This window comes from Alteromonas sp. AWQ4_252 (genome assembly GCF_056158205.1).
The window spans coordinates 973,760-1,000,053 of sequence record NZ_JBSWSV010000001.1; the positions used below are offsets into that span (position 1 = coordinate 973,760).

Here is a 26,294-nt window from a genome sequence, read left to right on the forward strand (position 1 = left end):
GAACATGTTGAAAGTTAAAATAGGTGCAGTTGTTTTGGGCTTGTCCTGTTTGGCGGGCTGCCAGTCTACCGAAACCATGATTAAAGAAACGCTGGTGGTTATTACCGGTGAGAGTGACACTAACGTTAGCGAAGCCAACCTGGCCGAGCGATTTACTATCTCGCCGGGACTGGCGGTAGCGGACCCGTTACTCGGGGCTTATGTTACCTCGTTGATGTCCATCATGACTGCCCAGGAAATCTGGCTCAGAGCTGTTGGTAAAGCTGAATTGGCAGCCGAAATGGAAGAAAAGCGCACCGCGCTGGAAAACGGCGATACCTTAGACAGCGACGTGCTGGACAGCATCAACGCGCTGAGCCAGGAAGCTAAAGACGTATTGGCAGCAGAGAAAGCCGAAGAAGACAAATTGAGTCGTGAGAACCGTATTTTATTTGCAACGGGTTTTGTACCCTATTACATCGGGGTTAAGCAGGCAAAAGACGTTACTGAAGTCGCGCCGTCTTACTCTAAAAGCCTGGCTAATAATGCCATGAACGTAAAAATGATCGACCGCAATATGATGCAACTAAACGCTGTGACTGAAATCATTCGTACCAGCCCTGACTACCTTAACACCCTGTATGAAACCACTTCTTTGGTATATGAATATTCTCAGGATCAAGGCATAGACGTACCGTCAGATATGGAAGCATTAAACGATGCTGCTGAAATGAGCCTGTAGAAAATATGAAGCTGTCAGGATGGTGCGCCACTGGATTAGTTCTGCTCCTTGTATTGTCGCAAGTTAGCAGCGCTGCGCCTATGCCCAGTCTGGTGGTGATTGGCGTTGGCGGAGAAGAAGGAACGATTGCCTCCAGTGCGCCAATTTATAAACGAGTCACCACGGCCATTGTTGATCAAATGCGCGGTCGTGGTTTTTCTACTTATGCCGCTTCCGAATTACTGGGAAGTACTGTGACAAGCAAGCAGGGTTATCATGGGCTCGATCTCACTGCGCTGGTGCGTACTATTCAACACCAGCCGGTTGATATCATGGTTGAATTTGCCATCCATCTTTACCTGGAAGAAAACCCATCGAAAACAGCCAATGCAGTACGGGCCCGTTTAGCAGGGCGGTTAATTTACATTAATACCGGAGAATCTCTGGGCGCGTTTGACACAGAGGCGTCAGAATACTGGATGGTTCCTCTCGACTGCGAAGGTGTATGCCTGTCTGAGTCAGTGGGCGAATATTCCCGCTGGCTGGCAGACGAGCTTGGTGCGGTGCTGGCGGAGATCCTCGATGATGAGGTAAGTCGCCCTGACTTCACGTTTAAGTATCAGGTTAATGTAGTCCGCTTCACTGACGCGGATAAACAGCATTTTGCCGAGCAACTGGCCAACCATAAGAGTGTAGTGAGCCTGAGAAATTACAAAGCGCTGGGTTTCATTGTGAGTTCACGAACAGGCAGAGATGACATCACCAAAGCACTAAGAGGCATTGCCGCGAGGTGGCCTCAAGGTTTAATTGTAGAGCAAACGGGTAACGTACTGACGGTTAGCGTACCGGCAACAACCCCCGAAGCCGAGTCAACACCGCTGGATATTGAAAGTATTTTTCAATAATCGATTTTTGTCTCAAAGGTTTTCATAACACGCATTGTATAACGGTAACGCGCAGCTAAAGGAATAAGAACATGGTGGCGGCCCATCGCAGAATGTATGTAGTACACTATTTACTTAGGGTTGTGTTGTGCATGGTGATGAGTGCTACGGCGCTTTGTGCACAACAGATACAAGCCAGCGACTTTCAGGCGCAGCCAGAAAACGGTGAAGTGCCCGTTATCATTTTGCTTAAAAGTAACCCCGAAGCCTCCCAGGAGCGAGGTAACGAAGGAGGTTGGCTTAACCTGCAGGACTATATCAGTCAGGTTCAGCAGGAATTTACCAAAGAACAAGGCTGGGTGAACTTCAATGAATTAGTTAAATTCAAGCACGTGCCTGCTGTGGCAAAAAGCGTTTCAGCAGTCGAGCTTAAACAAATACAACAATCAAACTTAGTTGCAGCCGTATATGAAGACAGGTTTAACACACCTTTATTAGCAAACAGCTATGAATTGATTGGCTTGTCACGCATTCCCAACTTTTCTCATAAAGGGAAAGGATATGCGGTAGCCATTGTAGATTCAGGCGTAGAAAGCTCTCACCCCTTTCTACAAAACCGGGTACTTGATGGCGCCTGTTTTTCTTTCAATAATTCATGCCCAGGAAACCAAAAGCGCGCTTTTGGTGTGGATGCGAGTCAGCCGTGCATAGGCAATACAGGCTGCTTCCACGGCACCCACGTGGCGGGCATTGTCGCAGGCGCCCAGGCTGAGTTTACAGGTGTTGCTCCACAAGCGAACTTATTGGCAGTTAACGTATTCTCTGTTGCTGGACAGCGTATGGGTTCACGAGATTCAGATATTATGCAGGCCTTAGAGTGGGTGTATGACAATGCTGAAAAACACAATATTGCTGCAGTGAATATGAGTTTAGGAGGCGGCCGTTTTACCCAAACCTGCAACGACTCGCCTATCAAACGTTTTGTTGATTTGCTTGCTGAAAAAGAGGTGGTAACCGTTGTCGCCGCTGGAAACGAGGGCTTTACCGATGCAGTCGCCAGCCCGGCATGTATAACAGAGGTGCTTACGGTTGGGGCAATCGACCCTGTGGGTCACATTTCTACTTATTCCAACAGTTATTCAGCGCTGGATTTAGTTGCACCAGGTAGCGAAATCAAGTCTTCGGGGCTGAATGGGCGCTATGTCGTATCATCCGGCACATCAATGGCGGCACCACAAGTGGCAGGTGCTATCGCAATGTTAAAATCAGCATTTCCCAATGCCACCGCCGAGCAGCTTTCACGTGCTGTTAAACATGGAAAGCCATTTTCAGACCCACGCAACGGGTTACAAACCGTCTCTTTATTCGTACCTGCAGCTATTCAATATCTTGAAAAGCAGGGCACAGTAACACCGCCAGACTCCCGACAGTCGCCCCCACCAGACAAGCAGCCAGTGTGCGAAACAAGGGTGGGTGGCATCATCATCGAAGACACGACAGAAGACTGTCAAACTAACGGAGACAATTTCCAATGGTAACGAAATGGTGTAAAGGATTGGCCCTATTGTTGACCCTGAGTGTTGTGGGTTGCAGTAATGATGAACCCTCTGCCTGCGAACAATACCCTGACGTATGCGCTGAGCTGGAGAGTCAATCTCCGGTAAACGTTATCGTCACGCTGGCGATGGGAGCAGACGAACAAGCATTCACGCGTTGGCTGGAAAGTAAAGATATTGCCGTTCTGGCTTCGTTTGAAGCAACCGGGCAAATGCTGCTGGAAGTAGATAAATCAGCATTTTCTGAATTGAGTCAGCACGAACATATTGAAAGCATACAGAAAGATAAATTTTATCCTCGCTAAGGAGGGCAACGTGATGAGTTTACTACGTAAGAGTACGCTGATATTGCTAATGGCGGGTTTGACAGGTGCTGGTGGGTGTAACGTGACAGAACAAGAGGAGCCTGAGCCGACTCTTTTACTAGAGCCAGCCACACCCGATTATAACGGCTTCCAGCTTGCGCTTTTGGCTCAGGGGAATTTAATGCTGGTGGAGCAAAACGGTTTTCTCTGGCCAGCTCATGCGACCGACACAGCGTTGCTGGAAAGTTTTCCTCCGCAAATGCACGTGACTGCCTATCACAGTGATCAGTCGGCGACGTATTTTATCGATGAAATTTATGCCCCAAACCATGTCTCAGACGAAAATTATCAGGCTGATGTTTATATAAAGAGCCAGTGGACGCCGGTAAAAAGTTTTCGGCTTAACCATTTGACCTACGAATATCAAACCGATAGCAGTGATGTTTGGCAGCCTGTATCGCCAGAATCTGTTCGCTTTTCAAAACGATAAAGGAAAAGGATTTGTACCATGCATCTTTGTTTAAAACTCTTTGTGCTGGGTGTAGCAAGCCTGGCAGGGCAACTACAGGCCGCAGATCTTAAGCCTGCAACAGATTTTCCCTCAAGCGAATTTTTTGAACCGGTAAAGCAAAATGAGCTGGGTTTTGACTATGGCGCTAAACTTGTTATCGGTGCTGCCGAGTTCGAGAAAATGCGTGACTTCCCCCAAACCAGTGATTTATACAAACTAAGTGAGCGCATTGGTGCCGTATTTATGGATGGTCGACCTATGTGCAGCGGAAGCTTAGTCGGGCCCGATCTCTTCCTTACCAACGAGCATTGTGCATTTTCAGGCGGTAAGCAAATTCCGCTGTCGAAGTATTTATTTAGTTTTGACTACTATGTGGATGACTTAAAGCATGTCTCAGGCAAGCCGCTGTTCCGGGCAACCGAGCTTGTTGCTTACAATGCACAGCTCGACTATGCGTTGTTCCGACTCGACCAACCCATCGGCGAAAAACTTGGCTGGCTTGCTCTTGAACGAAATGACAAGGCTACTATGAGGGCCAACAGTGTAAGAATAATCCAGCATCCCAAGGGCCGCTCGAAAGAAGTAGTACTCAAAAATACTGGGTTATATAAGGAATTTTTAAACCGTGGGTTGGTGCATTATTTTGCTGATACAGAACCCGGTTCAAGCGGTTCGCCCGTATTCACTGCCACGGGGGATAGCATAATTGCATTGCACCATTCGGGTATCACAAATAAGGAAGGTCAGGCGATGATTAACGAAGGTATTTCTGCTGCGCGAATATTTGCTGAGATAGGCAGGTTTTTGCCCGCTTCGAAACGGGATCGCAGAGCCGAGACACCGCAGCAACCGCCGGCAACGCCACCTGCCGAGGGCAACTCGCGCTCACGCCGAGCAACCCCTGTATCGCCCCAACCACAGGAACCTGTACCCAGGCAACGGCAGCCTGCACCGGCACCGTCTGCGCCTAAGGTAACAAATTGCGAAGGTAAAGGAATGGCCGTTACCGATGAAAATGGAAACGTAACCTGTGTTGAGTGGTAAATGCACAAGTTAAGTTTGCTTTTATCAACATTATCGTAAAAAATGGCGAATAAACAAGCAGCAAGAAACGAGTGCTTGTGTATGGAAACGTTGTTGCGCAGGGCAGTAAAAATAAAAAATGAATAAGCGTATAAAAAAACTGGGTTCGGGCAGGCTACTACTCATTGTCTTATTGATGATATCCGGGAGCCGGGTGTTGGCGGCGGAGCGCTGGCAAATTGTGGTGCTACCCGACACAACCTACACCTCGTCTTCTGAGTTGCTGCCTGTACACCATACTCTTAGCAGTCGGTTGGTCAACGCCATGACATCAGCCGATTTCGACGTTATTTCAAAAGAAAACCTGCGTTTACCCAATTGTATTCAGGACGATTGTTCCACCCTCACCGATCAAAAAATTCAGCAAATTGCCCGCAGTTCCGGTAAAGAAGTCAACCTGGCGTTGCTATATCAAATTCGCGCCATTGAACAACCGGGAAGAGCCGTTAATAAATGGCAGTTTAATTTAAGTGGCCGACTACTTGACCTGGAAACCGGTGCACATGTGGATGGGTTTGAAACGGAAGGGCGATTTACTGAAACATCAATAGATTGTGAGGGCGTTTGTTTTTCCGACTGGTTGACAAAAAATGCCGGTTATCTCGCCCAGGACCTGGGGGCGGTATTGTCTGAGAAGCTGGATGCCATTCCCAGACGCTTCCGCTACAACCTTCATATTTCGTCTTTCACACCCTCTGAAGTAGTACAAATAGACCAATATCTTAAAGAACTACCAGGCTATATAGCCGACAGTTTGCAAAAGGATTTTAACGCTCGCCCACAACTGTTACATCAGGTGATGGACCGCCATATTCGTTACGTCTCGCTTCAATCCGGGTCTGACTTGCGCAACGATATCGAGCGCTTTATTTCAGACAAAGGTATTCCCATTGATGTGAGTTATTCCCAGACGGCACGACGCTTCGATCTCAATCGTTCAACCTTGCCGTTTTTGTGGGGTTACATTGCCGCAATTTTGCTCATTGTTGTTTTGTTTTACGGCACTTACTTTTTATTGCAACGACAAAAGCACGGTCGGGTATTGGGTAAGTACGCCAGCGAAGGGCAAGCACAGCAGTGGCTGGACTATTTCAAGCAGGCAAAATCGCCTTTGGTTCCACAACAAAAGCAATGGTTCGAAGAAGAAAAGTTGTGGCTGGGTAAAATTAGCGAAGCAAAACAGCTTAGCGAGCAGGCCTGGTTACTGGCTGATCAACACAAGTACGAAGACGCCCAGGAAAAAATTGAGGCCGCATTGGCGCTAAACCGAGACGACAAAGAAGCCTTAGCACTAAAAAAACATATTGTGGATTACAAGCGGGGCTTTGAGCGCTTGCAACTCGCAGAATCTGAAATTGAAACCCATCCTGCTTCAGCTCTACCCATTTTAGAGGAGGCGAAAAAGCTTAATCCTCGCCTTGAGAGTAAAATTGTGCCGCTGGAGAAACGTTGCATTCAATTGATGCATGAAGGTCTGGGGCGAAATGCCATTGAAGAAGCCAGGTCAGCACTTGATCACGGAAATATTTATCAGGCTTATGGCATTATCGACAGCTCGTTATTGAAAATTGCCGGCTTGAACTCTTTTCTTAAGGAGAAGGCTGAATTAATTGCCTTGCGTGAGGAGTTGTCTGCACAGGTGTCTGTACTAAGCGGCGCATTGCAAGGTGGTGGCGCACTTGCAGGACACTATTTCTACACCGATAGTGAAGTGCAAATCGGGCGCACAGCCGGGCAAAGTGATACTACCCTGGTGATTGGTTTTAAGCGCATTTCACGAACCGGTAAGCAAACCCGCATTGTTCGTCAGGACAGACAGTATTTTATTGAAGACTTAGCCAGTACAAACGGCACCCATTACAACGGCCAAACCCTGGCACCTTTTAGTCGGGTTAAGTGCACCTCTGGTGGCTGCCTTTTACTCGGGAGCGGTGTGCAAAATGCCACTACAGGCGCCTGCCAAATAGATACTATCCTGCCAGAACACATTAACGGGTGCATGGTAATGAAGTTAGCTCACTCGGTGGTTCGCTTTATTGACGATACCAACATGGGGCAAATGTGGCCGTCAATGGATGAAGATATGAGCAAGCGTTGGGTGTTATTCGACAGTGAAATACCTCTGGGGATGAATAAAGAGGGACAACTTAGTATTGCGATTGATTCAACATCTAAACAGTTGGCGACACTCAGTTTCAATGAGCGCTATTTCATTGAGCCTGCAACGTGTCATCCGGAGCAATCAGAGGTGTTCATAAATGGGCAGTCCGTGCATGGCAAGGTACCGGTGTCGCCCGGAGTTGTTATACACATTGGCGGAGAATCATTGCAATTTGAGGAGTGCCAGTAATCATGCCTGTGACTGTGGTAAGTCGGACTGATGTGGGCAAAGTCAGAAAGAATAACGAAGACGCATTCTGGTTTGCGACCTTACCTGAGCCCTCTTCCTGCGTACTTTCTTTGGTCAGTGACGGCGTAGGGGGGAAGGAATTCGGCGAAATTGCCAGCGCGAAGACGTGCCACGTCTTCGAGGAATTGGTGAACTCGAATAAGCTGAAAATGGCTGCCGACCCGGATATGCGGGGGCCGATGCTCGATATGAGCGCGCGTCGGGCTCATCAGGAAATTTCTGCTATGGGCCGGGAAAACAAAGAATATTCTGGCATGGCATGTACCCTGGTATGTGTTTTGGCCGATAGTGAAAACGTGGGTTGGGTTTGTGTTGGTGATAGCCGCATTTACCATTGGCGTGACGGCACGCTGTCACAAGTTACCGAAGATCAAACCGTGGCGATGGCATTGTTAAAAGAAGGGCGGATCGAGCCAGGCGATGTCGCCACTCATCCTGACAAAAATACGCTCATGTATTGCCTTGGAGTTGAAGGCGTAAATAATCCTATTGCCCCAGATAGCGGCTTGTTTAGCTGGCAAACTGGTGACAAAGTATTATTGTGCAGTGATGGCCTTACAGACATGGTCGACGACAATACCATCGCCGCGTTATTAAAGCAGTCACCGAACCAGGCTCTGGATTCGCTTATTGAGGCGGCACTTGGAGCTGGAGGTAAAGACAATATTACTGTGTCAGTATTAGAAAATACTGACTGAGTTGTACATAAGACGGGCAGCGCAGCGACAATGTTTCATAAGCAACACTGTGGAATGTGAACGTGGCAAGGTATCCAAATTTAACAATTTGTATGCGATGGAAGAAAATCTGCCTGATATTTTTATAAATGCTGGTAGTGAAGAACACATTATTTAAGGAACCATTATGCGTCACTTATTCAAAACCCTGGCTTTAACGCTTACCCTCGGCCTCTGTGCCGTTCCAGCAACCGCAGCGGACAACCCCAATTTGCTAGTGATGGGCGAAGATGCCGATGAAGATTCAGTACCCAGAAACAGCCGCGTGTTTAAGCGGGTCGTAAATGCGCTGCAAAGCCAAATGAACTATTACAGTTTCGATGTGTACGATGAAACTTACGTCACCATGGACAATTTCAAACAAGGCCGGGTAAGACGCACCGACGCAGAGTTGTATGACATTGCCCGTTCCGTGAAGCGCCCACCCATCGATGTGGTTGTTGTATTCACCATGTATGCCAGTGCGCAAAAGAAAGATTACACCACCAAAGTGAAAGCGCGTATTGAAGGGCGAATGATTAACGCGAAAACTGGTAAGTTTGTAGATAACTTCGAAGTGGATAGCGGTAAATTCTGGAATGCACCCAATGAGTGTAACCGCGAATGTATCCTTGAAACTGTGGGTGACAAGGCCAAAATCCTGGGAGATGAGCTTGGTTCAGTACTGGCTGAAAAACTCGACTGGTTAGTGGAGAGTAATGGTTCCGGTAGCGGTAAAGATCGCAGTGCAACTAACGGAATGGTGACTGACTATTACCTGGTGTTCGATGGATTCAGTGCCGAAGATTTTATGGACATTGAAGAATACCTGGTTATTTTCAGTGGTTATGATTCCCACCGCCCTACTGAACAGCGCCATACCCGAACTGAAGTAATGTATCGCTCAAGTATTGGTACTGCTAAGTTAAGCCGCAACCTGAAAAAAATGCTGGGTGAGCTGGATATGCGGGCAACGGTAACGTTTGAAGGTAATACCTATACCCTGAAACGCATTACCCGTCGCGGTGAAAACCGTAAACCGTCAGAAGATGACGGCTGGTAAACCGGCGTTAATAATATGAAGTACATCGGCTACCTCACATCGGCACTGCTATTTAGCGGTGCCAGCCTTTTCCCTTCTTTATGCTTAGCGCAAGACGATGGTTTTAAATCTATCGCTGATATAGAAGCGGCGCTTAACCCTCTGGAAACAATCGCGAATTACGATGGGGTGCGCATGAGTATCGACCTTGATATTCGCTTTGCCCTTAATTCAGCAACACTAACAGACAGTGCTTTTGAACAAGTGGCTGCTCTTGGAAAAGCGCTGGCAGGTTCTACGCTTTCTGCGTGTGAGATTACCCTAACCGGGCATACGGATGCGTCAGGTAGTGCTGAAAACAATTTGTCTTTGTCGGCTGCCAGGGCGACAACCGTCAAGCAAACCCTGATAGACAGGTACGGGGTAGGTGAAAACAAGCTAATCGCCATTGGGAAAGGTGAAACGGCTTTACTGCAAGGCTTAGCGGAAAACGATGCCCGCCATCGCCGTGTTCAGGTGGCGTTAACAAACCCTGAAGCCTGTAAATTGGCGGTACAGTCTGCCGGTCGAGTAAGCGGCGACGAAAACGGCAACGTTGATATCGAGTGGTAAACCGTCCAAAGCTTTTTATAGCTTAGGGTATCCGACATTTATCAGGAACAGATATGAAAAAGCTAATTACCTTATTGTTTATCACTTGCTTAAGCGCATGCGCCAGTAAGGATACCCGTGTACAACCGGTTAACGTAATGATTATGGTGCAGGACGATAGTGCCGACGCTTTACCGCACTCTCATCAGGCGGTAAAAAGGCTCATAAGCGAAGTGTCTGGTGATTTATCTCACCACGGCGTGAATGTATACGACCACCGTGCTGAGTTTAACTACAACGGTAGCCATGACAAAGCAATGTTGCTCGATATGGCCCGTAGTTATCAACGTGCAGCTATCGATTATGTGGTTATTTTAACCGCAGACGCCAAAGTAACCCGCAGTAATTACACTACCCGCGTCAGTGCGGATGTAGTTGGACAAACTATTGCGGTGGGGTCTGGTCGTGTACATGGTTCTTTTAATGTAGATGGCGCAACACAAAACGGTAAAGACAATTGTCCTGCCCGTTGTGTGAATGGCCTTTTAGTCAGTTCGCTAACGCTTGTTTCAGATGAGGTTAGTGAACACATACTGTCTACGTTACCTACTGGTTATAAATCTTCCAGGCCCCGCGATAAAGCACCGGTGCCGGTTAACTCAGATGGACCAGAAGCGGTGGAATTTACCCTGGTATTCTCTGGATTTAACTTTCAGGAGATGGAAGATATCGACAGCTACCTGCCCATATTTTCCGGCTACAGTCATATGCGATACGTCGACTCCAGCCAGAATTACGCAGAAATTCACTATGTGGCCGCTATTAGTCGTAACAAGTTGACGCAGAACTTAAATCGCGTACTGTCTGAACTGAACCTCAACGGCAGTGTAAGGTTGACGGGCAACACGGCAAAGATTATTAAATCTACGCACAACACCAAACTCGATGATTTACATAGCTGGGAAGAGTAATGAGTGATCAGCGGCCACAAGACGATGATATAGAAGCCTGGCCGCTTAGCACTGAACAGAGAGAGTATTTTGCGGTGCACCTGGAGCGAGACATTATCCAGAGGTTGTACTCACGCGGCGAAATAGACGAGGATAGCTTTTCCTTGTTGCAGCAAACGGCTGATTTAATTGGACTGTCAGCCCAAGACCTGCATCAACAAATAGCGCAAGTGATGAAAAGTTGCGCCCAACAAAGCCCTGGACAGAAAGCTTTCCAGCAGTGGGTTGAGAAACTAAACGACACACTCGCTCAAAAGACACTATTGACCGTTCCAGATGTGGCCGCACTTTTACATGAAGGCGTGGCCGCTACTGGCAAAACATCTGCAGAGTTGGAAGCGATACTTGAGCAAAAAGGCATTGATGGACGCACGCTTTACATAAATACATATAAACCCCGGCGATAGACCGCAAATATAAAGGACTAGTCTTCCGGGCCATCGAGGGTAAAGATAAGATGTCTGCGCATGTCTTTAAGCACCACACCTTTTTTTAGTAAGGCAGCGCTTAAACGCCTTTGCCATTTTTTGAGTTCAGGCTCGGCAGCTGTCAGTGTTGCTTCACTGTCGAATTGGAATCGCAATAACAGTGAATCGGGGAAATGATGATATTGCAAGTCAAACCAGCATTGCACCATGCCCTGGAGAGCTTCACGGCCTTGCGCTTCAAGAGAATCAGCAACACTAAATACGACAGCCTGTTGTTTGCGTTGTACAGCAGATAATGGCTTCATTACAAGCGCTTCTCTATGGCGATTTCCACACTTTCTGTAATGTCTGCGCCTTCAATGGTCAGCCACATTTGACCATCTTGTATGGTTACCTGAATTTGCATTGAGCGCTGTACTGCGCCGGCCAGGGAAGCCGCCAGATGCTCAGGTAAGGTATACACAGACAGGTTTTTTCTGGTTTGCAGTTTGTTGGCCTCTTTTTTCCACCACACGTCAAAGCTATTGTCAGCATAAGCATAAATCATCATGTGCTGACTTTGGTTGCAGCCTTTTTTGATACGCTGATCAGATGGTTGGCCAAGTTCAATCCAGAGTTCAATTTCATCGCTGTAGCTTTTCTGCCACAAATCGGGCACGTCGTCGTCAGATAACCCTTTTGTAAATTGCAGTCTTTCATGTGCATTAGCAATAAAGGCGATGATTCTTAGCATCATGCGTTCATCATTTTCTGATGGGTGGCGCGCAATGGTGAGATTGTGATCGTTGTAGTAGTTGCGATCCATATCGGTTATCGATAGGTCAGCTTTAAAAATAGTTGCTTTAAGTGCCATTGTGGTTCCGGTTCATGCAGGGTGTCGCGTTTTGCGGCATATAATATCAGTTAACGTCTGTTTTCGCCCCAGTGCGCCAAAATTCTCACCAAACCTTTTCATATTTTCAGTTAACAACTTCAGGCAGGGAAAGCCTATGCGTTACCTGAAGTGAACCAATACGATTTTATCACTAAGGGGACGAATCATGGCTAGAAAAACCTGCGATTATTGTTTCGGCGTCGGCACGGTAGAAAGTGGTAACTACGAAGCTTGTGCAAGCTGCGGAGGCTCTGGCCATGGCAGCTATACGAATGTGGCTTGTATGAGCTGCAACGGCAGCGGTAAGTCAACCATGCCAGCTCGGGAATCCTGTTTGCATTGCCACGGCGAGGGCAGTGTTTATGTACCCGATGAACCTAAGCGCCCCGTATCACCAGGCACCGGTGGAAATACAAAACCAAAAAAAGAAATCAAAAAGCCGCAAACCTCAGCACAAACATCAGCGGAGAAAAAACAAAAAAGGGTATCTGAAGAAATCGGAGGCCTTGCAGTACTGTTTGCCATTATTGGTGCGGTGATCCTGTGGAATGACAATAACAACCTGAACATTGTGCAAGTAGCTCTGGCAGGAGGCGTCTTCTTTATCGCCTCTTACGTGGGTCTTTTTCTACTCTATTACGCCATCAAGGTTGCGGCGTTTGTTATTCAGGTGGCTTTTGTAGGGGCAATCATCGTCATTGCCTGTAACGCCATGGGTTTTCAATGGGCAAAAGAAGTTATTTCACTCCTTCCTTCTTAGGAACGCAAAAAAAACGCCAAAGCATTTCATAACGCTATGTGTACCAACTAAAAGGACAAGATGATGAAAAAGATAGCTCTCGTAAAATCGAAATCCCAGCACGTAAAGTTCGTGGCGGGTGTGGCAATGGCGCTGGCTTTGTCGGCTTGCTCCAGCACTGAAAAAACAGTTACAGAGGTTGTGGACAATGCCTGTGTAGACCGCGCAAGTAATATGGCAGCACATGCAGAAAGCAGTCGTTCAGCTGCACAGATGCGCTCGTCAGCCAATGCCCTACAGCACTGTATTGCTAATCCCTTGCCGCCGTCATTGAGTGACAGCGATACGCAAAGTGTTATGCAAGTAATGGCAATTTCTGCGCTTACTTACATGAAAGCAGGTGAAATGGACGCCGCGGCGGCACAAATGCAGCGCTTTGAAACTCATTTCCCTGGACAGGATCTGTATTTACCCGATTACACGTCTTTTCGTGACACCTTAACGGCCCTGATTGGCGGCAGTCACCTGAGTACCCAGGAACTGGCATCGCTGAACATCAGCCGGGAATTGCGTCAGGAAATTGAACGTCAGCAGTACTGGCTAACCCACTAAGGAGCAAAACTATGAAACAGCACATTGTAAAAACAGGCGGCGTAAAGGCCACAGTAGCCATGGTTGCTTTGGTGGTAATGTCTAATCTGGCGTCGGCTGGTGAATGGAAGCCCGAGGCGAGCGACAGGCTGATAAAGCTGCCTGCCAACATCATCGAAAAACGTGTGGAGAAGGATTTCAGTGCTTCGCCCATGGCACGTCGCCTGGCAGATGTAGATAGCCAGATGACGGATAAAACAACCCGCATTGCACAGTTGCAAGAAGCATTGCAACAAACCAGCGGTGACGCGAGGGTAAACATCAAGTACGAGCTGGTTCAGCAGAAATCAGATTATCTCGACTTGCTGCAAGAAAGCCATACGCTGCGTAAGCAAGCGGCGACGCAGAAACAAGGTGTCTATCAGGACGTGTTACAGCAATACCGTAATCAGCATGGAACGGCGCAAAACCCAGACCGCTTGCAACTGCAACAAAGGCAACAATCGGCACTGGCAAGAATGGAACAAGTGATGGCGCAGGTAGATCAAAACCTGATGCATGCTGGTTTCAATGAAAGTAGCCCATATGCTGACGAATACGCACAGAACGTGGCGAACATTGACCGGCTTCGAGAGAAAGTTGCCACGCACAAAGCGAATGCATCGCCCATGTTGAATGGGGCTGAGGTGAGTTCGGAAGAATACCTCCGCCAGTTACTGCTCAACATCTCTATGGAGCAATCCTTACTGCACCAAGAAGGCGTGATGCTGGAATACATGGCCAGGATCGTTGCGCTGGATGCCGAGGAGTTGAAGTACCAAATTGCCTATGGCGAAGATGCCGACTTCACCCGTTCGCGAACTGTAAACAAGGCTAGTAAAGCCGTTGATTTGTTTACTTTATAAGGAGCACCATTATGAATATAAAAGCAAAATCACTTTCTGCTAAAAAACTTTTCACAGGGCTGGCCTTTGCGGCGTCTCTTGTATCAGGTACTAGTCAGGCGAATGCATTGTTTAGTCTGGAAAATCTCGAGCGTGAGCGCGCCGTCATGTTAAGCACCATGACAGACACGTCCCTTGATATTAATGAGCGTCAAAGCAAGGTTGCAATGAGTTTTAAGCGCATGGTGGATATCGAACGCATGGTGCTGCGCGATGAGCGAATCGCTCAAAGTGACAAGCTCATTGTGAAAAAGGCCTTCGATAATTACGACCTCACTTTTTTGGCCCACGCCAGTACAGAGGCAAATCGCGACGTCTACAGCCATTGGTTGCGTACACTGAATATAACGGCTAAAACTATCGAGCGCAGTGAACAGGGTATGCGCTAATGGATGCCGTGAATCACAAACCACTAACGTTGTTTGGTAAATGGATGGTCACTGGCGGCGGGGCAATTATTGTGTTGCTCGCCGCAGCAACCTACTTTACCAACATGTCACTGCCGGACCTCATTGTCTGGGCACAAAACGTGTTCGGTTGGGGGTTCGCGGGCTTTTATATCGCACTGTTGATAACCGGCGTTCTTGCTTGTCAGGCAATTCAGGCAAACAGCAAAGCCGCGTATTACTGGGAAATTGCTCAGCAAACCGGGAATGGTGTCGCCACGTTGGCGCTCACCTTCACTTTGTTAGGCATCAGCCTGGGTATTGGAGCGCTGTCTGAACAACCACTAACGCCAGACACAATCCAAGACACCATTGGCGAGCTGACCGGACAATTTTCCACTGCATTTATGACTACTGTAGTGGGCTTGCCCACCGCCGCTTTACTCCGGGCCTGGAGCAGTGTTCGCTATCAGGCTGTGTTAAGTCTCAAGGAGAATATCACATGAAAACAATGATCTTTTTAGCTGCTGTTGTAGGGGCTGGTGCATATCTGATAAGCCAGAATGAAACGGGAATTGAATGGGTGGACGATACGGTGGCGAATACCAATATTCAGCAAACCACGGATGCGTTAATTGATGAAGTTGAAAAGCGTATCGCTCAGGTGCGAGAAGAGCAACATGCAAAGCATCAGAAGCACATAGACGCACTACACCAACGCATAGCAGAGCTTGAGCAGCAAGTAGCGGCCTTGCAAGGTCCATCGCAGTTGACTGGTTCTACCGGGCCTTTGGCGTACCAGCCGCTAAAGCCGGTTAAGGGCGTAACACTCGATGGGCCAGATGTATCCAATGACGTTGCCAGAACCGTGCCTGTAAGCCAGACAAGTACAGAACAGCAACGAGCAAGATTGCAAGACATTGCAAATCGCATGCAAAACTTGTCTTTTTCTAGTCTGGATAACGGTGGTCAGTAATGAGCAGGATGGCGCGTCAGTTTCCTGGGTTGCTGTTATTGATTGTGCTGGTATGGATGGCACTGGTTGTGTGGACGAAACATCAATCAACGGTGGTTTTTCAGCAAGCGCTGGCGCATTTTCAAAACCTGGATGCCGAACCGGATGAAAAAGAAAAGCTGAAAGAAAAGAAACCTGAAACTATCACTGAACCTGAGGTACAAGTGGCGGTTAGACAGGTTGTATTGCCGCCTGTGCCCTCGCCACCAATACCAGAGCAACCGGAGCGACTAACGCCGATATCACAGCAAGTCGTTGCTTCGGACGCAGACATTGTCAATCAACAGCGAAGCGCAGCTCCTGGCGTACCGGAGAAGGAAGCCACGCTAACAGCGCAGGTTTCAGTCAAGCAAGATATCGACATCAGCTTCGAAGCTGATTCTAAAACTGGTAACATGTCTACAGTGCGACCACAGCCGCTGGTGACAACCCGTGACGTGTATAAACAACTCAGCGAAGATGAAAGCTTAAATATTCAACTAGCCTGGCCTGGGGATCGGCAGGAAAGAGAAACGGTGTTGGCTTATTTGTATCAATGCGTGGGTGCAGAGTTTGCTGTGTATGATGGGCAAGCACTTACTTACCTTTCGCTACAGCAATACAGTGCGACCAGTAGCTGGTTGCGGGTGGCACAAGGTGAGTTAAGCCGCCAGGAGAAATCATGGCGTAATAACAATACCATACCAGGGACATTGGTCCGTATTGTACCTGAACAGATGGATATAAACCTGTCGTCACATATTGCCAGCACCCTTACTCATAGCCAAACAACACTCAAGGCTTTACGTGGACGCTACGCACTCCGTCAGAACAAGCTCTATTTAATTGATGTTATTGTTAACGATGTCCCGGTGGAGGGAGACTGGATTTTATACAACCCGAAAGGCCGCTGTTAACCATTAATGATTGAAAAATAACAGTTATGAGTTACAGTTACCCTGATTGAATAGTAAACAAAATACTCACAGCAGCGTTGCTTACCCGGTCTTCCAGGTTTAATTGCGCTGACGCAAATGAAACGGATAAGCAGTAGTTAAGCGTATGGAAAGCATCGGTAAGTATCAAATAATAAAAAAGCTGGGTGCAGGCGGCTTTGGTGCGGTGTATTTAGCAAATGACCCACGTTTGAGTGAACAAGTCGCTATAAAGCTATTTCTAATTCGCGACGATAATCTGGCGCAACAAGCCACAACGGCCACCGGCGATGCTGGTGATGTACTGAGAGGCCGTTTCTTAAACGAAGCCCGCACACTGCGAAAGCTGCAGCGCAACCCACACATAGTTGAAGTTTTTGATTTTGATGAACTAGACGATGGCACACCTTACTACGTAATGCCGTATCTGCCCCGTTCGTTAAAAGACGAACTGGGCAGTGACGCCACCGATGCCCAGGTAATAGCTGAACTTCCCGCCGAAGAAAAACCACGCCGTTTACCTCTCGCCCAGTGCTGGCTTTATCTGGAGCAACTGCTTATTGCTCTCAAAGATGTACACAACGCAGGCTTGATTCACCGGGATATTAAGCCTGCAAATTTATTATTTGACGACCATGGTGATGTGAAACTGTGTGACTTTGGTATTGCCAAGGTACCCGACAGTGAGCATAGCTACAGTGGTATCGGCATGGGAAGCCGCAATTACATGGCCCCGGAACAACGGCAAAGTGCAAAGCACGTTGATGCCAGAAGTGATGTGTACAGTGTGGGCGTACTGGCGTATCGCATGATCACCGGTACCTTGCCCGAGGGCCGCTATGCAGACCCTATTCACTATCAACCGGCACTGAATGAAGCGCAAAATGCGTTTATATTACAAGCACTCAGTCAGCAAAAAGATCAACGCTTTGCCAATGGCGGAGATATGTTAAGTGCGTTGAAGGCCGTGCAATCTGGCGATAACATCATACCTGATGAAGGCACGAGTACCTGGGTGGGAGAGTCGTCGAGTCAACTTCGCCCAGAGCTTAAACCGTTAGAAGACAAAATTATAGCCGTACTGCATGCCTACGGAGAAGTTTCCGAGAATCAACTTCCAGTAGTGCGTGCACTGGCTGAATTAGGAGGTTTGACGCCCGACGAACAAGACACACTCATCTATCAAATAGCCGAGCAACAAGCCCAGCAAAATCCTCAGCAAAAAGCATTTCAGCAATGGGTGGCTAAACTCAGTGCTTTGCGAGAAAGCGGCGAAATACCGAATCAATCCACACGACAAGCATTACTTGAAGCCGCCGTTATGACAACCGGTCGTGATAAAGCAACGCTATCCACTATTATGACCAACTACCTGGGCGAACTAACGGCACAAACTGGTGCAAGAGGTAGTGCTGGCTCGCAAAAACCGCAGCAAGCGCAAGCTCATAGCGCTGCACAAGAAAAACCAGTTAGCAGCAAGGCGACAACACAAGACAAACCGCATGAAGCCTCACCTTCGCCTGACCCTGAAAGCGACAACAACTCACGTCGGTGGGTATGGCTTGCCTTGATTATCTTGCTTATCGGTAGTGTGGGTGGCGGCTATTACTATTACGCTGTTGAGCAGGAAGCCCTGGCTGCGCGCATCGCCCGCGACACCGCTGCGGCGAAACGCAAATTAGAACAAACCCGGCAGGAAGCCAACGCAGCCTGGGAGACGGCAAAAGCAACACATACGGCAGCCGGCTACGCCGCTTACATCGATAATTGGCCGCGGGGTGAACATATTACTGAAGCTCGTCAGGCAAAACGCGCCCTGGATGAAGCGGCGTTAGAAGCGAGCAAACGCATTCCCTTTTACGTCAATACCATGCCGCAAGACGCCAAGGTTCGGATACTAAATATTGGACCTGGCTACGATTACGGCATGCAACTATTGCCGGGTCGCTATGAGGTAGAAGTTAGCAAGCCAGGTTTTGATACGTATACTGGCTGGTATGTGCTAAGCCAGGTAAACAATACGCTGAGTATAGAAATAAACGAAACTGTGCCTTCGGTAGCGGAGCAGAGGTCGGTATCGCCCGATTACGATGTCACGACACCACCTTCTGTGGGGCGGGAACTCTCCGATGCGCTATTATCGGAAATTGACGAAGCAAGCACGCAAGACAACCCGACAGCGCAAGAGCAAAAAAGCAAGATTGCGCCAAGCGCTCCGGGCACAGAAAAAACGGCGAGAACGACAGTAGCCAAAAGCCCACCGGGGACAGAACCTGTTGGCGAGAAAGCGGACGATGACCAACCTCTTCCCATTGTGACTATTAATCCGAGTTATCCCACCATGGCTGCTCGTGATGGCATTGAAGGTTGGGTGCAGTTGAGCTTTACGGTGAACGAAGTGGGCGGCGTAGAAGACATACAAGTGATTGACTCAAATCCGCTACGGGTTTTTGATCGCGAAGCACGAAGAGCGTTATCAAAATGGAAGTACGCGCCCAAAGTGGTTAATGGCAGGCCTGTTCGTCAACCCGGGCTGGTGGTTCAACTCGATTTTAAACTAGCAGCGCAATAAAAAAGAAGCGGGTAATGGAAAACATCGGTAAATATAGAATCATAAAACAACTCGGGGCCGGCGGCTTCGGTGCAGTTTACCTGTGTGAAGACCCCCGCTTGGGCGTGGAAGTCGCGATTAAAGTATTTCAGGTAAGAGATGACAACCTCGTCGGCCAGATCACAAGTGCGTCGCAGGATGCCGGACAAGTACTGCGAGAGCGCTTTTTGGCCGAGGCAAAAACCCTGCATCAACTGTCGCACAGCCCTTACATTGTCAATATAAAAGACTACGACGAACTACAAGACGGCACGCCCTACTACGTCATGCCTTATCTGCCCCGGTCGTTGGAAGGAGAAATTGGCAAAGACGCGTTTAGCCGTGGTCGGTTAGAAGAAATTCCAGCAAGCCAACACCCCCGCAAGTTGCCTATGTATCGTGCGCTGACTATTTTAGAGCAATTGTTACAGGCAATGGCCCAGGTTCACGACGCTGGGCTTATTCACCGCGATTTGAAACCCGCTAATATCCTGTTTGACGAGCAAGGCAACGTGCAGGTGTGTGATTTTGGTATCGCCAAACTCCCGGACGCACAATACAGCCAAAGCGGAGTGGGAATGGGCAGTCGTAACTATATGAGCCCGGAGCAACGAGAAAGTGCCAAATACGTTACCCCTACATCAGACGTGTACAGCTTAGGGATCTTGGCGTATCGCATGCTAACCGGCCAGCTACCGCAGGGAAAATTTGATGATGTCAGTCATTTCGTCCCCGAAATAGGTAAGCCACTAAACGACTTGATAGACAAGGCGATTTCGCAAAATGAAAACCATCGCCCGCAAGACGCCAGTGACTTTTTGGCCCGGTTCCAGCAGGCTCTGGCAGGTATTGATACACAAAATTCTACTCAGGATGAAGCGACGGGCACCTGGGTTGGTGGCAGTGCCAGTATAAAAACTGAATTACAACCATTGGAACAAAAAATCGTTCAACTCCTGACGCGTCAAGGCGAGATAAAAGAGAATGATTTACCAGTATTACAAGCGCTGGCAGAGTTAGGCGGTTTAGATAATGACGCGCTCAGTGCATTAATAAAGCAAGTTTCAGAACAACAAGCTAATCAAAATCCTAAGCAAAAGGCTTTCCAGCAATGGGTGGCGCATCTCAGCAGTCTGCAAGTCAAAGGTGAGTCGCTAAGTGCACAGCAGAAAGCTGTATTGATAGAAGCGGGTGAAGCCAGTACGGGCATGCAAGCGTCCACTCTGGAGCATTTTATTGACGAAAAGTTGCCTTCAGAGCTCTCTAATAAGGAAGTAGAAGAGACCCCTAATACTTTTGAAGAGACTGCTCAAGTGAACCGCGAAACAAGTGTTGAGGAAAAGCCGAAGCGCAAGAAACGATGGGTGGTTCGTTCTTTTATGATGTGTGTGTGCATTGGTGCGGTATTGTATGGATACACCCTTTACACGACATCAATAGAAAGAGATAAAGCGGTAAAAAGTATTTTGAATGCCATGGTAGATATCCCTTCTGGGAATTTTCACATGGGATGCAGTCTTCAGGATGATCAATGTTTAAGCTGGGAACGCCCAGTTCACAATGTCGAGGTGCCCGGGTTCAAATTAATGTCGCACGAAGTGACGTTTGCAATGTGGGATGCTTGTTTGTCATCCGGCGGATGTAGGTATAACCCTGATGATGAAGGCTGGGGGCGAGGAGAACAGCCACTTATCAATGTGACTCATCAGTTCTTTACTGAACAATTTATACCCTGGCTAAATAGTGTCACCGGGCAAACGTTTCGCTTGCCAAGCGAAGCGGAATGGGAATATGCCGCCAGAGCGGGCAGCAAAACAAAGTACAGCTGGGGCGACGCTGTTGGTAATAATAATGCGAATTGCGAGGATTGCGGCTCGCGATGGGACAACAAGCATCCAGCGCCAGTAAAGTCGTTTTCCCCCAATGCTTTTGGCTTGTTTGATATGGAAGGAAATGTGTTTGAATGGACAACTGATCACTGGCGTGACAACTACAGCGTTGGATCCATTTCGGGTGAGCCATGGTGGGGAAATACTAAAACCCGTGTGCTTCGAGGTGGGTCGTGGAATGAGCCAGCAAGCTATATGCGCGTCTCAAGTCGCACTTCTGCGGATGTCACACGCTTTGGCAACAATATCGGCTTCCGTTTAGCCCAAGACTAGCACACTGACCACCCTTCTCTCACAGCAAAGCAAAAAAACGTCCTAACCGTTGTATAGCCCTCTTAGGAGGTGACTATGCAAAATACAATCAATCAGGATACTACAACCCAGGCCATGACCGAGGTGGCGCTGGGACTTTCCATGGCGTTTTTTGCCATACTCATTGTGGCGCTTCTATCCATGGGTGTGCCGCCCTCAGAAGATGCTGAAACCGGCGCACAAGCTACCCCAAATACAGAGAATAAGTTTTCCCTGGTTGAGAGTCGAGACACCTCAGAACCTCAGGGTAATGCTACTGCTTCGCTGGAAGAACAACCTCAGTTTGTGTTTCTGTACGAGGGCAACTTGTATAACAGTGCACTTAAACCCTTTGAAGCGGCAATGCTGGAAAAAAGTCAGCCTGTATACCTTGCTGTGCCTGCTAATGCGGCCATGGACGAGGTCATAAAGATCAAAGCGCAAATAAATCATCCAAACCTTTCTATAACCCTGCTCAACCAAGCATGGAAAACACGATTGGAGCAATTACCATGAAACCCATAACAGTTATGACGAAAGCGTTATTGTGTGGCTTTTTACTCGCTGTGAGTGCGACGAGCTGGGCATACAGCCCCTACAAAAAAACGGATATTGAGCAAATGGTGGTAACAGAAGCGCTTGCTCAAGGTGTGCCGCCATCGCTGGCGTTAGCTATTGCAAGGGTAGAATCGAACTTCGACCCGTATGCGTTAAGCCATGCTGGTGCACGAGGCGTAATGCAAATGATGCCTGCGACAGCGTTAGGGGAATACAATGTACAGGCATCGCGTCTTTACGACCCTAAAACCAATATCAAACTGGGCGTCGCATTCATAAAGCAGTTAATTGCCTCTTACGATGGTCGTGTAGATATCGCGCTTTCGCATTACAACGGCGGTTCAGCAGTACGCGACAGTTACAATAACTATCGCATTATTCCTGCTACACGAGGCTATGTGAACAAAGTGCTTGCGCATCAAAGAGAGTATATCAATGAAGGTGTGGATTCAGCCGCGTATCGCGGACAATTGGCTGGCAACCCAGACAACAAAGTGGCGGCACCAGCCAGGGTTACTGCCGCAGTTTCCTATTCATCAAATAACAGCGTGTCTTCAGGTAATGAGAGCGACCCTCGCATCGCCATGTTGCAAGATCTCCGTGTTCATAACTTGACCAGAGCGGGTGGAACAGCGCACACTTACCAAAGTGCGAATATCACCCCTCGCCCCCAGCCTACAACGGTGAGTAAGCGCGCCAAAGTGGCCCAGTGGGAGTCAATTTACAGGAAATAACACGGTAGTCAGTATAATCAGAAAAGGGATAGGTGAACGATGACATCAACAATTGGCTATGGCGTAAGTGAAACGCTATTGAGTATTTTTGACGGACTGCGGCAAACTACAACTACGACTGATGATAGTGGCGATGCCCCCAGAAAGTACCACTGCGATGATATTGACAGAGTTGCCCAATATATCTGTTGCCGTAATTACGGCTTTTTATGTCGCGAACTGTGCTTTCTAAGCTGGGCCATTGTAAGGGCCTATCGCGACGAGGTTTATCAAGAGCCGCTTTTCAGCTATTTCTGGCTGGATGGTGTAACCCGCGCCAGTGCCTTTCGCGAAGCGTTTTCCGCGCCCTGGCAAGAAGATGATAGCAAAGTAGAGATGCAGTCTGATGTGCTGCATCTTTGCGTTTCCGGTACACAGTTTGATATCTCTCCTACCCGGGCAGGAGTGCTCGCGGTGATGATGGAGTTTATGGCTACCATCGCACCACCTTTAGTGAAAAATATGAAAACTGTGCTCAGTGCACCTGGCGCAGAGATCATCGACACCTTATCGAAACAGATGCAAAAAGCGATTTACGATTACCTCAAATTGCATATGCCGGAAGTCCAGGAACAAAACCGCTATCGCTATGTTACTGATTGGCTTAACCATACGAAGACTGATCATGGTGCGCTGGATGACAGCCATATTGTTTGTTTTTGGCAGGATGCCAATAATGATGCGACGCCAAATAAACCGAGTCATGTACGATTTGATACCGCGGTAGACGACATCCTGGATACCCTGTTCGCGTTGTCGGTAGTACAGGCCCAGAAAGCAGTGAAGCACAGTGACAGTGTAGGTAACGATAGCGAACAAGGCGATGTGGATTTAGACAGGCTGTCGCTCTCCGATGTCGACAGCGATGACCAGTTCCAGACCGAACCCGGGCAGTGGGTGCAGTCAGCATTGTTCGGCCAACACAATGAAACCCCTTCACCAGTAAGCTTAACGACAGCGCCAAAATGTCTTACGAAAGCACAAGCAATCTTGTGTGAGCCACTCCACCGGCATAAAACTCAATTGGCACGTTTTGCCTTAAGTTTAATGCGGGTGCAGGTTTTTGGTCGGTGGCAAGCGATGTTAACACAAGCCAAACGTGCATCGCCTGCAGCCGTAAAAGCGAAGCTGGCAACGCCACCAGACTATACCTATCTATTGTATCAGCAAGAGATCCTTGCCAGCGAAGATACACTGACTTACAGCACGGATTGCCTGCACTATGTGTTGATGCCTCACGAGCCCAAGTCCATTCTCGCTGAGCTGATCACGCAGCTGCCCGGAGTCCCTGCTGACTTGCAACAATTTTTAAGTGAACGGCTGGAGCAGGCAACTGGTCCCGCGGAAATGCATAGCGTGATTCGCGAGCTTTGTGAGCGTTGGCCCGATTTTGCTGCGTTGCTAGGTCGCCTGGAAAAATCCTTTAAGGCAAACAACAAAGCTGGCTTTAAAACCGTGCCGGAGAGATGGGAAATCGAGCCCTACTTGCAGGCATTAGTGTGTGTGGAAGCCACAAAACAGTTAACGGCTGCTCATCTTAGCCACTTGGAAAAAATCAGCGCGGTTTCGTCATTGGACACACTTTTTGCCTCTGATGTTTCTATATTCACAGCTATGTTTAATCAATTATACGGAGAAGTTCATGTTGCCATCTAATCATGAGCAGGCAGAAGCCATCTTCACGGCCAAACGGCACTACGATACCTTGCAAAACGGTATGGGTGACGACATCCAGCAAACCCTGATATTTAACGACCTGATGCTGCTGGCTACCGGCCGTGCTGGAGAGCGTACAATACAACTAATGGAAAGGGTGAACCAATATTTGCCTTTGCGCCGCCAGTATATGACGCTGGTCAGGCAATTTGCTTACGAGGTGAGTCCAGCGCAAGCTGCCGCCAGCACTACTGAAGCGCTGGAAGGCCGGTCCACCGACAAATTCTCATTGTCGTTTAGTCGGGATCCGGTTTCACAGTCGCAAATTTACGTTATTCTTGCGGTACATTTCCCCACGGAAAAGCAAATGAAAAACGGGGTCACAATGCATATCGAGCTGAATGATACGTTGCAGCAACTCAGGTTGCCACCGCTTATCGACAACAAAACCCAGGGGCTATTTGAGGAGTCATCAGCGGCATTACAAGCATTACTCGATTGCGACGCTAGCATCGTAATTACAGACTAGTAAAATAAGGAAGTTAGGTGAGTATTCATATTTTTATCGCGACAACTCAGGGCCTGGTGGCGGTCAATAATTTATACTCACTGCCGGCAGTAGCAAGTTCGACAGTTACTGCCGGAGGGTTTGCCGACCCGTTACCTATCACGAACAGCTATCACAGCTTTGTCAAACTGGGGTCTGGGATTATCGAAGCTGATTTTTCACCTGGCCCGTTTCGCATCGATCTCAGCGATAAAATTACCCAGGGCAACAGCTGGCAGTTAGGATTTTATTTGGCCCACATGGCGAAAGATCTCGACGCATTGGGCGATGGTAAACCCAAAGATGGTGAGATGATCATTGTGGCCACAGGGTGTATCAATACGGCTGAGCGACGAGTTGGGGCGGTGGATGAGGTCCCTCGCAAGCTGGCTTTAGCAGACGAAGCGCTGACACCGTACAAAGGTAAATGTGACATCGTCATGTTGGTGCCTGAAGCCAATAAGCACGAGCTTGTTGAGCTTGAGGGTATCACTTGCAATACAGCCGATGAACTTGATTATTTAGCTATTTATTTTCCAGACCCTGCCGGTTTGAGGCCAGGGGGAAATGGCGTTGTTGTACCTGGAGAACCAGGTACATCCGTTACCGTTACACCTGGTGAAGAACATGAAACGGACACTAAAAAAACAATGCGCGGTGGTAAAGTGGCAGTCGCTGCGGCGTTACTGTTGTGTGTTGGAGCGGCTGCGGCGTACTTTTTGGGTGTTCAGGGCGTATCTCCTAAGGCTTCACACACGATAAATGCATCGGTAGGGAGCAGTGTGTCCCCGGCAGATGACAGACCGGGTAATCACACAGGTAAGCCCGTATCAGCTGATAAAGCGCTGTCCCTTACCTTAACTGCGGCCACTGCACTTAATTGTGACGACAGCATGCCAACACCTACCGAGATTGAACAAGCTGATTTTACCTTTGAGCCCCTGACTGTCATCGGTGAAGTTTGCGTATTGAAGGCTGGGGGAAGTGATACCGTAGGTGGCATACTGTTCATTGGCTTAGGCGAGCGGCAAGCAATGGTAAAACAGGCGAGTGATAACTCGATGTCGCTACCTCGTCCCGCGCAGTTTAGCGGTGAGCGGCGGTATTTTCTGGTGGCACTGGCATCGCCTTTAAGTCAGAAAGCCACTAATGCGCTAAAAGGCTTCTTGTTTGAAATGGCAAGGCCCGACACCCTTACTTCGGCCAGTTTGCAGAGGAAACTTAGTGTGTTTGGCGTGCCCTTCGCGGTATATCAACACACGCTGCAAAGCGAAGGGCGGTAAGGCATTGC

Annotated in this window: 27 protein-coding genes and 2 pseudogenes; 27 read left to right on the forward strand and 2 right to left on the reverse strand. The window is 48.4% G+C overall.

Going from position 1 to position 26,294, the window contains the following annotated elements:
- Window positions 1–4 precede the first annotated feature (4 nt).
- From ACXACM_RS04340 to ACXACM_RS04395, 12 genes are all read left to right on the forward strand, one after another.
- Entirely contained in the window at window positions 5–721 is a 717-nt protein-coding gene (locus ACXACM_RS04340) for a hypothetical protein (RefSeq protein WP_474820039.1), read from the forward strand.
- A 5-nt stretch (window positions 722–726) separates the two neighbouring features.
- Entirely contained in the window at window positions 727–1,605 is an 879-nt protein-coding gene (locus ACXACM_RS04345) for a hypothetical protein (protein ID WP_474820040.1), read from the forward strand.
- Window positions 1,606–1,676: 71 nt separating this feature from the next.
- A complete protein-coding gene (locus ACXACM_RS04350) occupies window positions 1,677–3,122 on the forward strand; it encodes a S8 family peptidase (RefSeq protein ID WP_474820041.1) in 1,446 nt (481 codons plus the stop codon).
- A 26-nt stretch (window positions 3,123–3,148) separates the two neighbouring features.
- The gene (locus ACXACM_RS04355) at window positions 3,149–3,445 is read left to right on the forward strand and encodes a hypothetical protein (protein WP_474820043.1); all 297 of its coding nucleotides are present in this window, start codon (window positions 3,149–3,151) and stop codon (window positions 3,443–3,445) included.
- A gap of 13 nt (window positions 3,446–3,458) precedes the next feature.
- Complete coding sequence (locus ACXACM_RS04360; protein ID WP_474820044.1) at window positions 3,459–3,935, forward strand: hypothetical protein; 477 nt, start codon at window positions 3,459–3,461, stop codon at window positions 3,933–3,935.
- A gap of 18 nt (window positions 3,936–3,953) precedes the next feature.
- Window positions 3,954–5,000 (forward strand): trypsin-like serine peptidase, encoded by a 1,047-nt coding sequence (locus tag ACXACM_RS04365; RefSeq protein WP_474820045.1) that lies wholly within the window; start codon window positions 3,954–3,956, stop codon window positions 4,998–5,000.
- A 118-nt stretch (window positions 5,001–5,118) separates the two neighbouring features.
- The gene (locus ACXACM_RS04370) at window positions 5,119–7,389 is read left to right on the forward strand and encodes an FHA domain-containing protein (protein WP_474820046.1); all 2,271 of its coding nucleotides are present in this window, start codon (window positions 5,119–5,121) and stop codon (window positions 7,387–7,389) included.
- 2 nt (window positions 7,390–7,391) lie between these two features.
- Complete coding sequence (locus ACXACM_RS04375; RefSeq protein ID WP_474820048.1) at window positions 7,392–8,147, forward strand: PP2C family protein-serine/threonine phosphatase; 756 nt, start codon at window positions 7,392–7,394, stop codon at window positions 8,145–8,147.
- Window positions 8,148–8,313: 166 nt separating this feature from the next.
- Window positions 8,314–9,228 carry a hypothetical protein gene (locus tag ACXACM_RS04380; protein ID WP_474820049.1) on the forward strand — a complete coding sequence of 305 codons (915 nt, stop codon included), beginning with the start codon at window positions 8,314–8,316 and terminating at the stop codon, window positions 9,226–9,228.
- Window positions 9,229–9,243: 15 nt separating this feature from the next.
- The gene (locus tag ACXACM_RS04385) at window positions 9,244–9,819 is read left to right on the forward strand and encodes an OmpA family protein (protein WP_474820051.1); all 576 of its coding nucleotides are present in this window, start codon (window positions 9,244–9,246) and stop codon (window positions 9,817–9,819) included.
- A gap of 53 nt (window positions 9,820–9,872) precedes the next feature.
- On the forward strand, window positions 9,873–10,769 hold the full coding sequence (locus tag ACXACM_RS04390) for a hypothetical protein (protein ID WP_474820052.1): 897 nt from the start codon (window positions 9,873–9,875) through the stop codon (window positions 10,767–10,769).
- On the forward strand, window positions 10,769–11,215 hold the full coding sequence (locus tag ACXACM_RS04395; protein WP_474820054.1) for a hypothetical protein: 447 nt from the start codon (window positions 10,769–10,771) through the stop codon (window positions 11,213–11,215). Before ACXACM_RS04390 ends, ACXACM_RS04395 begins: the two co-directional genes overlap by 1 nt.
- 17 nt (window positions 11,216–11,232) lie before the next feature.
- Here the strand turns inward: ACXACM_RS04395 and ACXACM_RS04400 are convergent, their stop codons facing one another.
- Complete coding sequence (locus ACXACM_RS04400; RefSeq protein WP_474820055.1) at window positions 11,233–11,541, reverse strand: hypothetical protein; 309 nt, start codon at window positions 11,539–11,541, stop codon at window positions 11,233–11,235.
- Window positions 11,541–12,089: a YaeQ family protein gene (locus ACXACM_RS04405; RefSeq protein ID WP_474820056.1), complete on the reverse strand. Its 549-nt coding sequence runs from the start codon at window positions 12,087–12,089 to the stop codon at window positions 11,541–11,543. The genes ACXACM_RS04400 and ACXACM_RS04405 overlap by 1 nt, the downstream gene beginning before the upstream one ends.
- Window positions 12,090–12,276: 187 nt before the next feature.
- Here ACXACM_RS04405 and ACXACM_RS04410 point away from each other — a divergent pair, with 187 nt between their 5' ends.
- The 15 genes and pseudogenes from ACXACM_RS04410 to ACXACM_RS04480 all read left to right on the forward strand — a co-directional run bounded on the left by ACXACM_RS04410 (window position 12,277) and on the right by ACXACM_RS04480 (window position 26,286).
- Window positions 12,277–12,870 (forward strand): hypothetical protein, encoded by a 594-nt coding sequence (locus ACXACM_RS04410; RefSeq protein ID WP_474820057.1) that lies wholly within the window; start codon window positions 12,277–12,279, stop codon window positions 12,868–12,870.
- Window positions 12,871–12,933: 63 nt separating this feature from the next.
- Window positions 12,934–13,461, forward strand: coding sequence for a hypothetical protein (locus tag ACXACM_RS04415; RefSeq protein WP_474820059.1), 528 nt, complete (start codon window positions 12,934–12,936; stop codon window positions 13,459–13,461).
- 11 nt (window positions 13,462–13,472) lie between these two features.
- Window positions 13,473–14,345, forward strand: a complete 873-nt coding sequence (locus ACXACM_RS04420; RefSeq protein ID WP_474820060.1) for a hypothetical protein — start codon at window positions 13,473–13,475, stop codon at window positions 14,343–14,345.
- 11 nt (window positions 14,346–14,356) lie between these two features.
- The gene (locus ACXACM_RS04425) at window positions 14,357–14,773 is read left to right on the forward strand and encodes a hypothetical protein (RefSeq protein ID WP_474820061.1); all 417 of its coding nucleotides are present in this window, start codon (window positions 14,357–14,359) and stop codon (window positions 14,771–14,773) included.
- Window positions 14,773–15,276 (forward strand): hypothetical protein, encoded by a 504-nt coding sequence (locus tag ACXACM_RS04430; RefSeq protein ID WP_474820063.1) that lies wholly within the window; start codon window positions 14,773–14,775, stop codon window positions 15,274–15,276. Before ACXACM_RS04425 ends, ACXACM_RS04430 begins: the two co-directional genes overlap by 1 nt.
- Window positions 15,273–15,746 carry a hypothetical protein gene (locus ACXACM_RS04435; RefSeq protein ID WP_474820064.1) on the forward strand — a complete coding sequence of 158 codons (474 nt, stop codon included), beginning with the start codon at window positions 15,273–15,275 and terminating at the stop codon, window positions 15,744–15,746. Before ACXACM_RS04430 ends, ACXACM_RS04435 begins: the two co-directional genes overlap by 4 nt.
- The gene (locus ACXACM_RS04440; RefSeq protein WP_474820065.1) at window positions 15,746–16,681 is read left to right on the forward strand and encodes a hypothetical protein; all 936 of its coding nucleotides are present in this window, start codon (window positions 15,746–15,748) and stop codon (window positions 16,679–16,681) included. Before ACXACM_RS04435 ends, ACXACM_RS04440 begins: the two co-directional genes overlap by 1 nt.
- A 145-nt stretch (window positions 16,682–16,826) precedes the next feature.
- A pseudogene (locus tag ACXACM_RS04445) lies at window positions 16,827–17,573 on the forward strand (serine/threonine protein kinase); the annotation flags it as partial.
- A gap of 1,428 nt (window positions 17,574–19,001) precedes the next feature.
- A pseudogene (locus ACXACM_RS04450) lies at window positions 19,002–19,271 on the forward strand (energy transducer TonB); the annotation flags it as partial.
- Between the two features lie 14 nt (window positions 19,272–19,285).
- Window positions 19,286–21,451 (forward strand): bifunctional serine/threonine-protein kinase/formylglycine-generating enzyme family protein, encoded by a 2,166-nt coding sequence (locus ACXACM_RS04455; protein ID WP_474820066.1) that lies wholly within the window; start codon window positions 19,286–19,288, stop codon window positions 21,449–21,451.
- Between the two features lie 75 nt (window positions 21,452–21,526).
- Complete coding sequence (locus ACXACM_RS04460) at window positions 21,527–21,985, forward strand: hypothetical protein (protein WP_474820068.1); 459 nt, start codon at window positions 21,527–21,529, stop codon at window positions 21,983–21,985.
- Window positions 21,982–22,761, forward strand: coding sequence for a lytic transglycosylase domain-containing protein (locus ACXACM_RS04465; protein WP_474820069.1), 780 nt, complete (start codon window positions 21,982–21,984; stop codon window positions 22,759–22,761). Before ACXACM_RS04460 ends, ACXACM_RS04465 begins: the two co-directional genes overlap by 4 nt.
- Window positions 22,762–22,800: 39 nt before the next feature.
- On the forward strand, window positions 22,801–24,456 hold the full coding sequence (locus tag ACXACM_RS04470; RefSeq protein WP_474820070.1) for a hypothetical protein: 1,656 nt from the start codon (window positions 22,801–22,803) through the stop codon (window positions 24,454–24,456).
- Window positions 24,443–24,985: a hypothetical protein gene (locus ACXACM_RS04475; protein ID WP_474820072.1), complete on the forward strand. Its 543-nt coding sequence runs from the start codon at window positions 24,443–24,445 to the stop codon at window positions 24,983–24,985. The genes ACXACM_RS04470 and ACXACM_RS04475 overlap by 14 nt, the downstream gene beginning before the upstream one ends.
- Before the next feature lie 17 nt (window positions 24,986–25,002).
- Window positions 25,003–26,286 (forward strand): hypothetical protein, encoded by a 1,284-nt coding sequence (locus ACXACM_RS04480; RefSeq protein WP_474820074.1) that lies wholly within the window; start codon window positions 25,003–25,005, stop codon window positions 26,284–26,286.
- Window positions 26,287–26,294 lie beyond the last annotated feature (8 nt).

Bases quoted from the DNA above. Each gene is read 5' to 3' on its own strand.
- ACXACM_RS04430 (WP_474820063.1), top strand. From the start codon at position 14,773: ATGGATGCCGTGAATCACAAACCACTAACGTTGTTTGGTAAATGGATG.
- ACXACM_RS04375 (WP_474820048.1), top strand. From the start codon at position 7,392: ATGCCTGTGACTGTGGTAAGTCGGACTGATGTGGGCAAAGTCAGAAAG.
- ACXACM_RS04425 (WP_474820061.1), top strand. From the start codon at position 14,357: ATGAATATAAAAGCAAAATCACTTTCTGCTAAAAAACTTTTCACAGGG.
- ACXACM_RS04345 (WP_474820040.1), top strand. From the start codon at position 727: ATGAAGCTGTCAGGATGGTGCGCCACTGGATTAGTTCTGCTCCTTGTA.
- ACXACM_RS04405 (WP_474820056.1), bottom strand. From the start codon at position 12,089: ATGGCACTTAAAGCAACTATTTTTAAAGCTGACCTATCGATAACCGAT.
- ACXACM_RS04360 (WP_474820044.1), top strand. From the start codon at position 3,459: ATGAGTTTACTACGTAAGAGTACGCTGATATTGCTAATGGCGGGTTTG.
- ACXACM_RS04395 (WP_474820054.1), top strand. From the start codon at position 10,769: ATGAGTGATCAGCGGCCACAAGACGATGATATAGAAGCCTGGCCGCTT.
- ACXACM_RS04385 (WP_474820051.1), top strand. From the start codon at position 9,244: ATGAAGTACATCGGCTACCTCACATCGGCACTGCTATTTAGCGGTGCC.
- ACXACM_RS04410 (WP_474820057.1), top strand. From the start codon at position 12,277: ATGGCTAGAAAAACCTGCGATTATTGTTTCGGCGTCGGCACGGTAGAA.
- ACXACM_RS04380 (WP_474820049.1), top strand. From the start codon at position 8,314: ATGCGTCACTTATTCAAAACCCTGGCTTTAACGCTTACCCTCGGCCTC.
- ACXACM_RS04465 (WP_474820069.1), top strand. From the start codon at position 21,982: ATGAAACCCATAACAGTTATGACGAAAGCGTTATTGTGTGGCTTTTTA.
- ACXACM_RS04365 (WP_474820045.1), top strand. From the start codon at position 3,954: ATGCATCTTTGTTTAAAACTCTTTGTGCTGGGTGTAGCAAGCCTGGCA.
- ACXACM_RS04350 (WP_474820041.1), top strand. From the start codon at position 1,677: ATGGTGGCGGCCCATCGCAGAATGTATGTAGTACACTATTTACTTAGG.
- ACXACM_RS04400 (WP_474820055.1), bottom strand. From the start codon at position 11,541: ATGAAGCCATTATCTGCTGTACAACGCAAACAACAGGCTGTCGTATTT.
- ACXACM_RS04340 (WP_474820039.1), top strand. From the start codon at position 5: ATGTTGAAAGTTAAAATAGGTGCAGTTGTTTTGGGCTTGTCCTGTTTG.
- ACXACM_RS04415 (WP_474820059.1), top strand. From the start codon at position 12,934: ATGAAAAAGATAGCTCTCGTAAAATCGAAATCCCAGCACGTAAAGTTC.
- ACXACM_RS04470 (WP_474820070.1), top strand. From the start codon at position 22,801: ATGACATCAACAATTGGCTATGGCGTAAGTGAAACGCTATTGAGTATT.
- ACXACM_RS04435 (WP_474820064.1), top strand. From the start codon at position 15,273: ATGAAAACAATGATCTTTTTAGCTGCTGTTGTAGGGGCTGGTGCATAT.
- ACXACM_RS04455 (WP_474820066.1), top strand. From the start codon at position 19,286: ATGGAAAACATCGGTAAATATAGAATCATAAAACAACTCGGGGCCGGC.
- ACXACM_RS04460 (WP_474820068.1), top strand. From the start codon at position 21,527: ATGCAAAATACAATCAATCAGGATACTACAACCCAGGCCATGACCGAG.
- ACXACM_RS04440 (WP_474820065.1), top strand. From the start codon at position 15,746: ATGAGCAGGATGGCGCGTCAGTTTCCTGGGTTGCTGTTATTGATTGTG.
- ACXACM_RS04420 (WP_474820060.1), top strand. From the start codon at position 13,473: ATGAAACAGCACATTGTAAAAACAGGCGGCGTAAAGGCCACAGTAGCC.
- ACXACM_RS04390 (WP_474820052.1), top strand. From the start codon at position 9,873: ATGAAAAAGCTAATTACCTTATTGTTTATCACTTGCTTAAGCGCATGC.
- ACXACM_RS04475 (WP_474820072.1), top strand. From the start codon at position 24,443: ATGTTGCCATCTAATCATGAGCAGGCAGAAGCCATCTTCACGGCCAAA.
- ACXACM_RS04370 (WP_474820046.1), top strand. From the start codon at position 5,119: ATGAATAAGCGTATAAAAAAACTGGGTTCGGGCAGGCTACTACTCATT.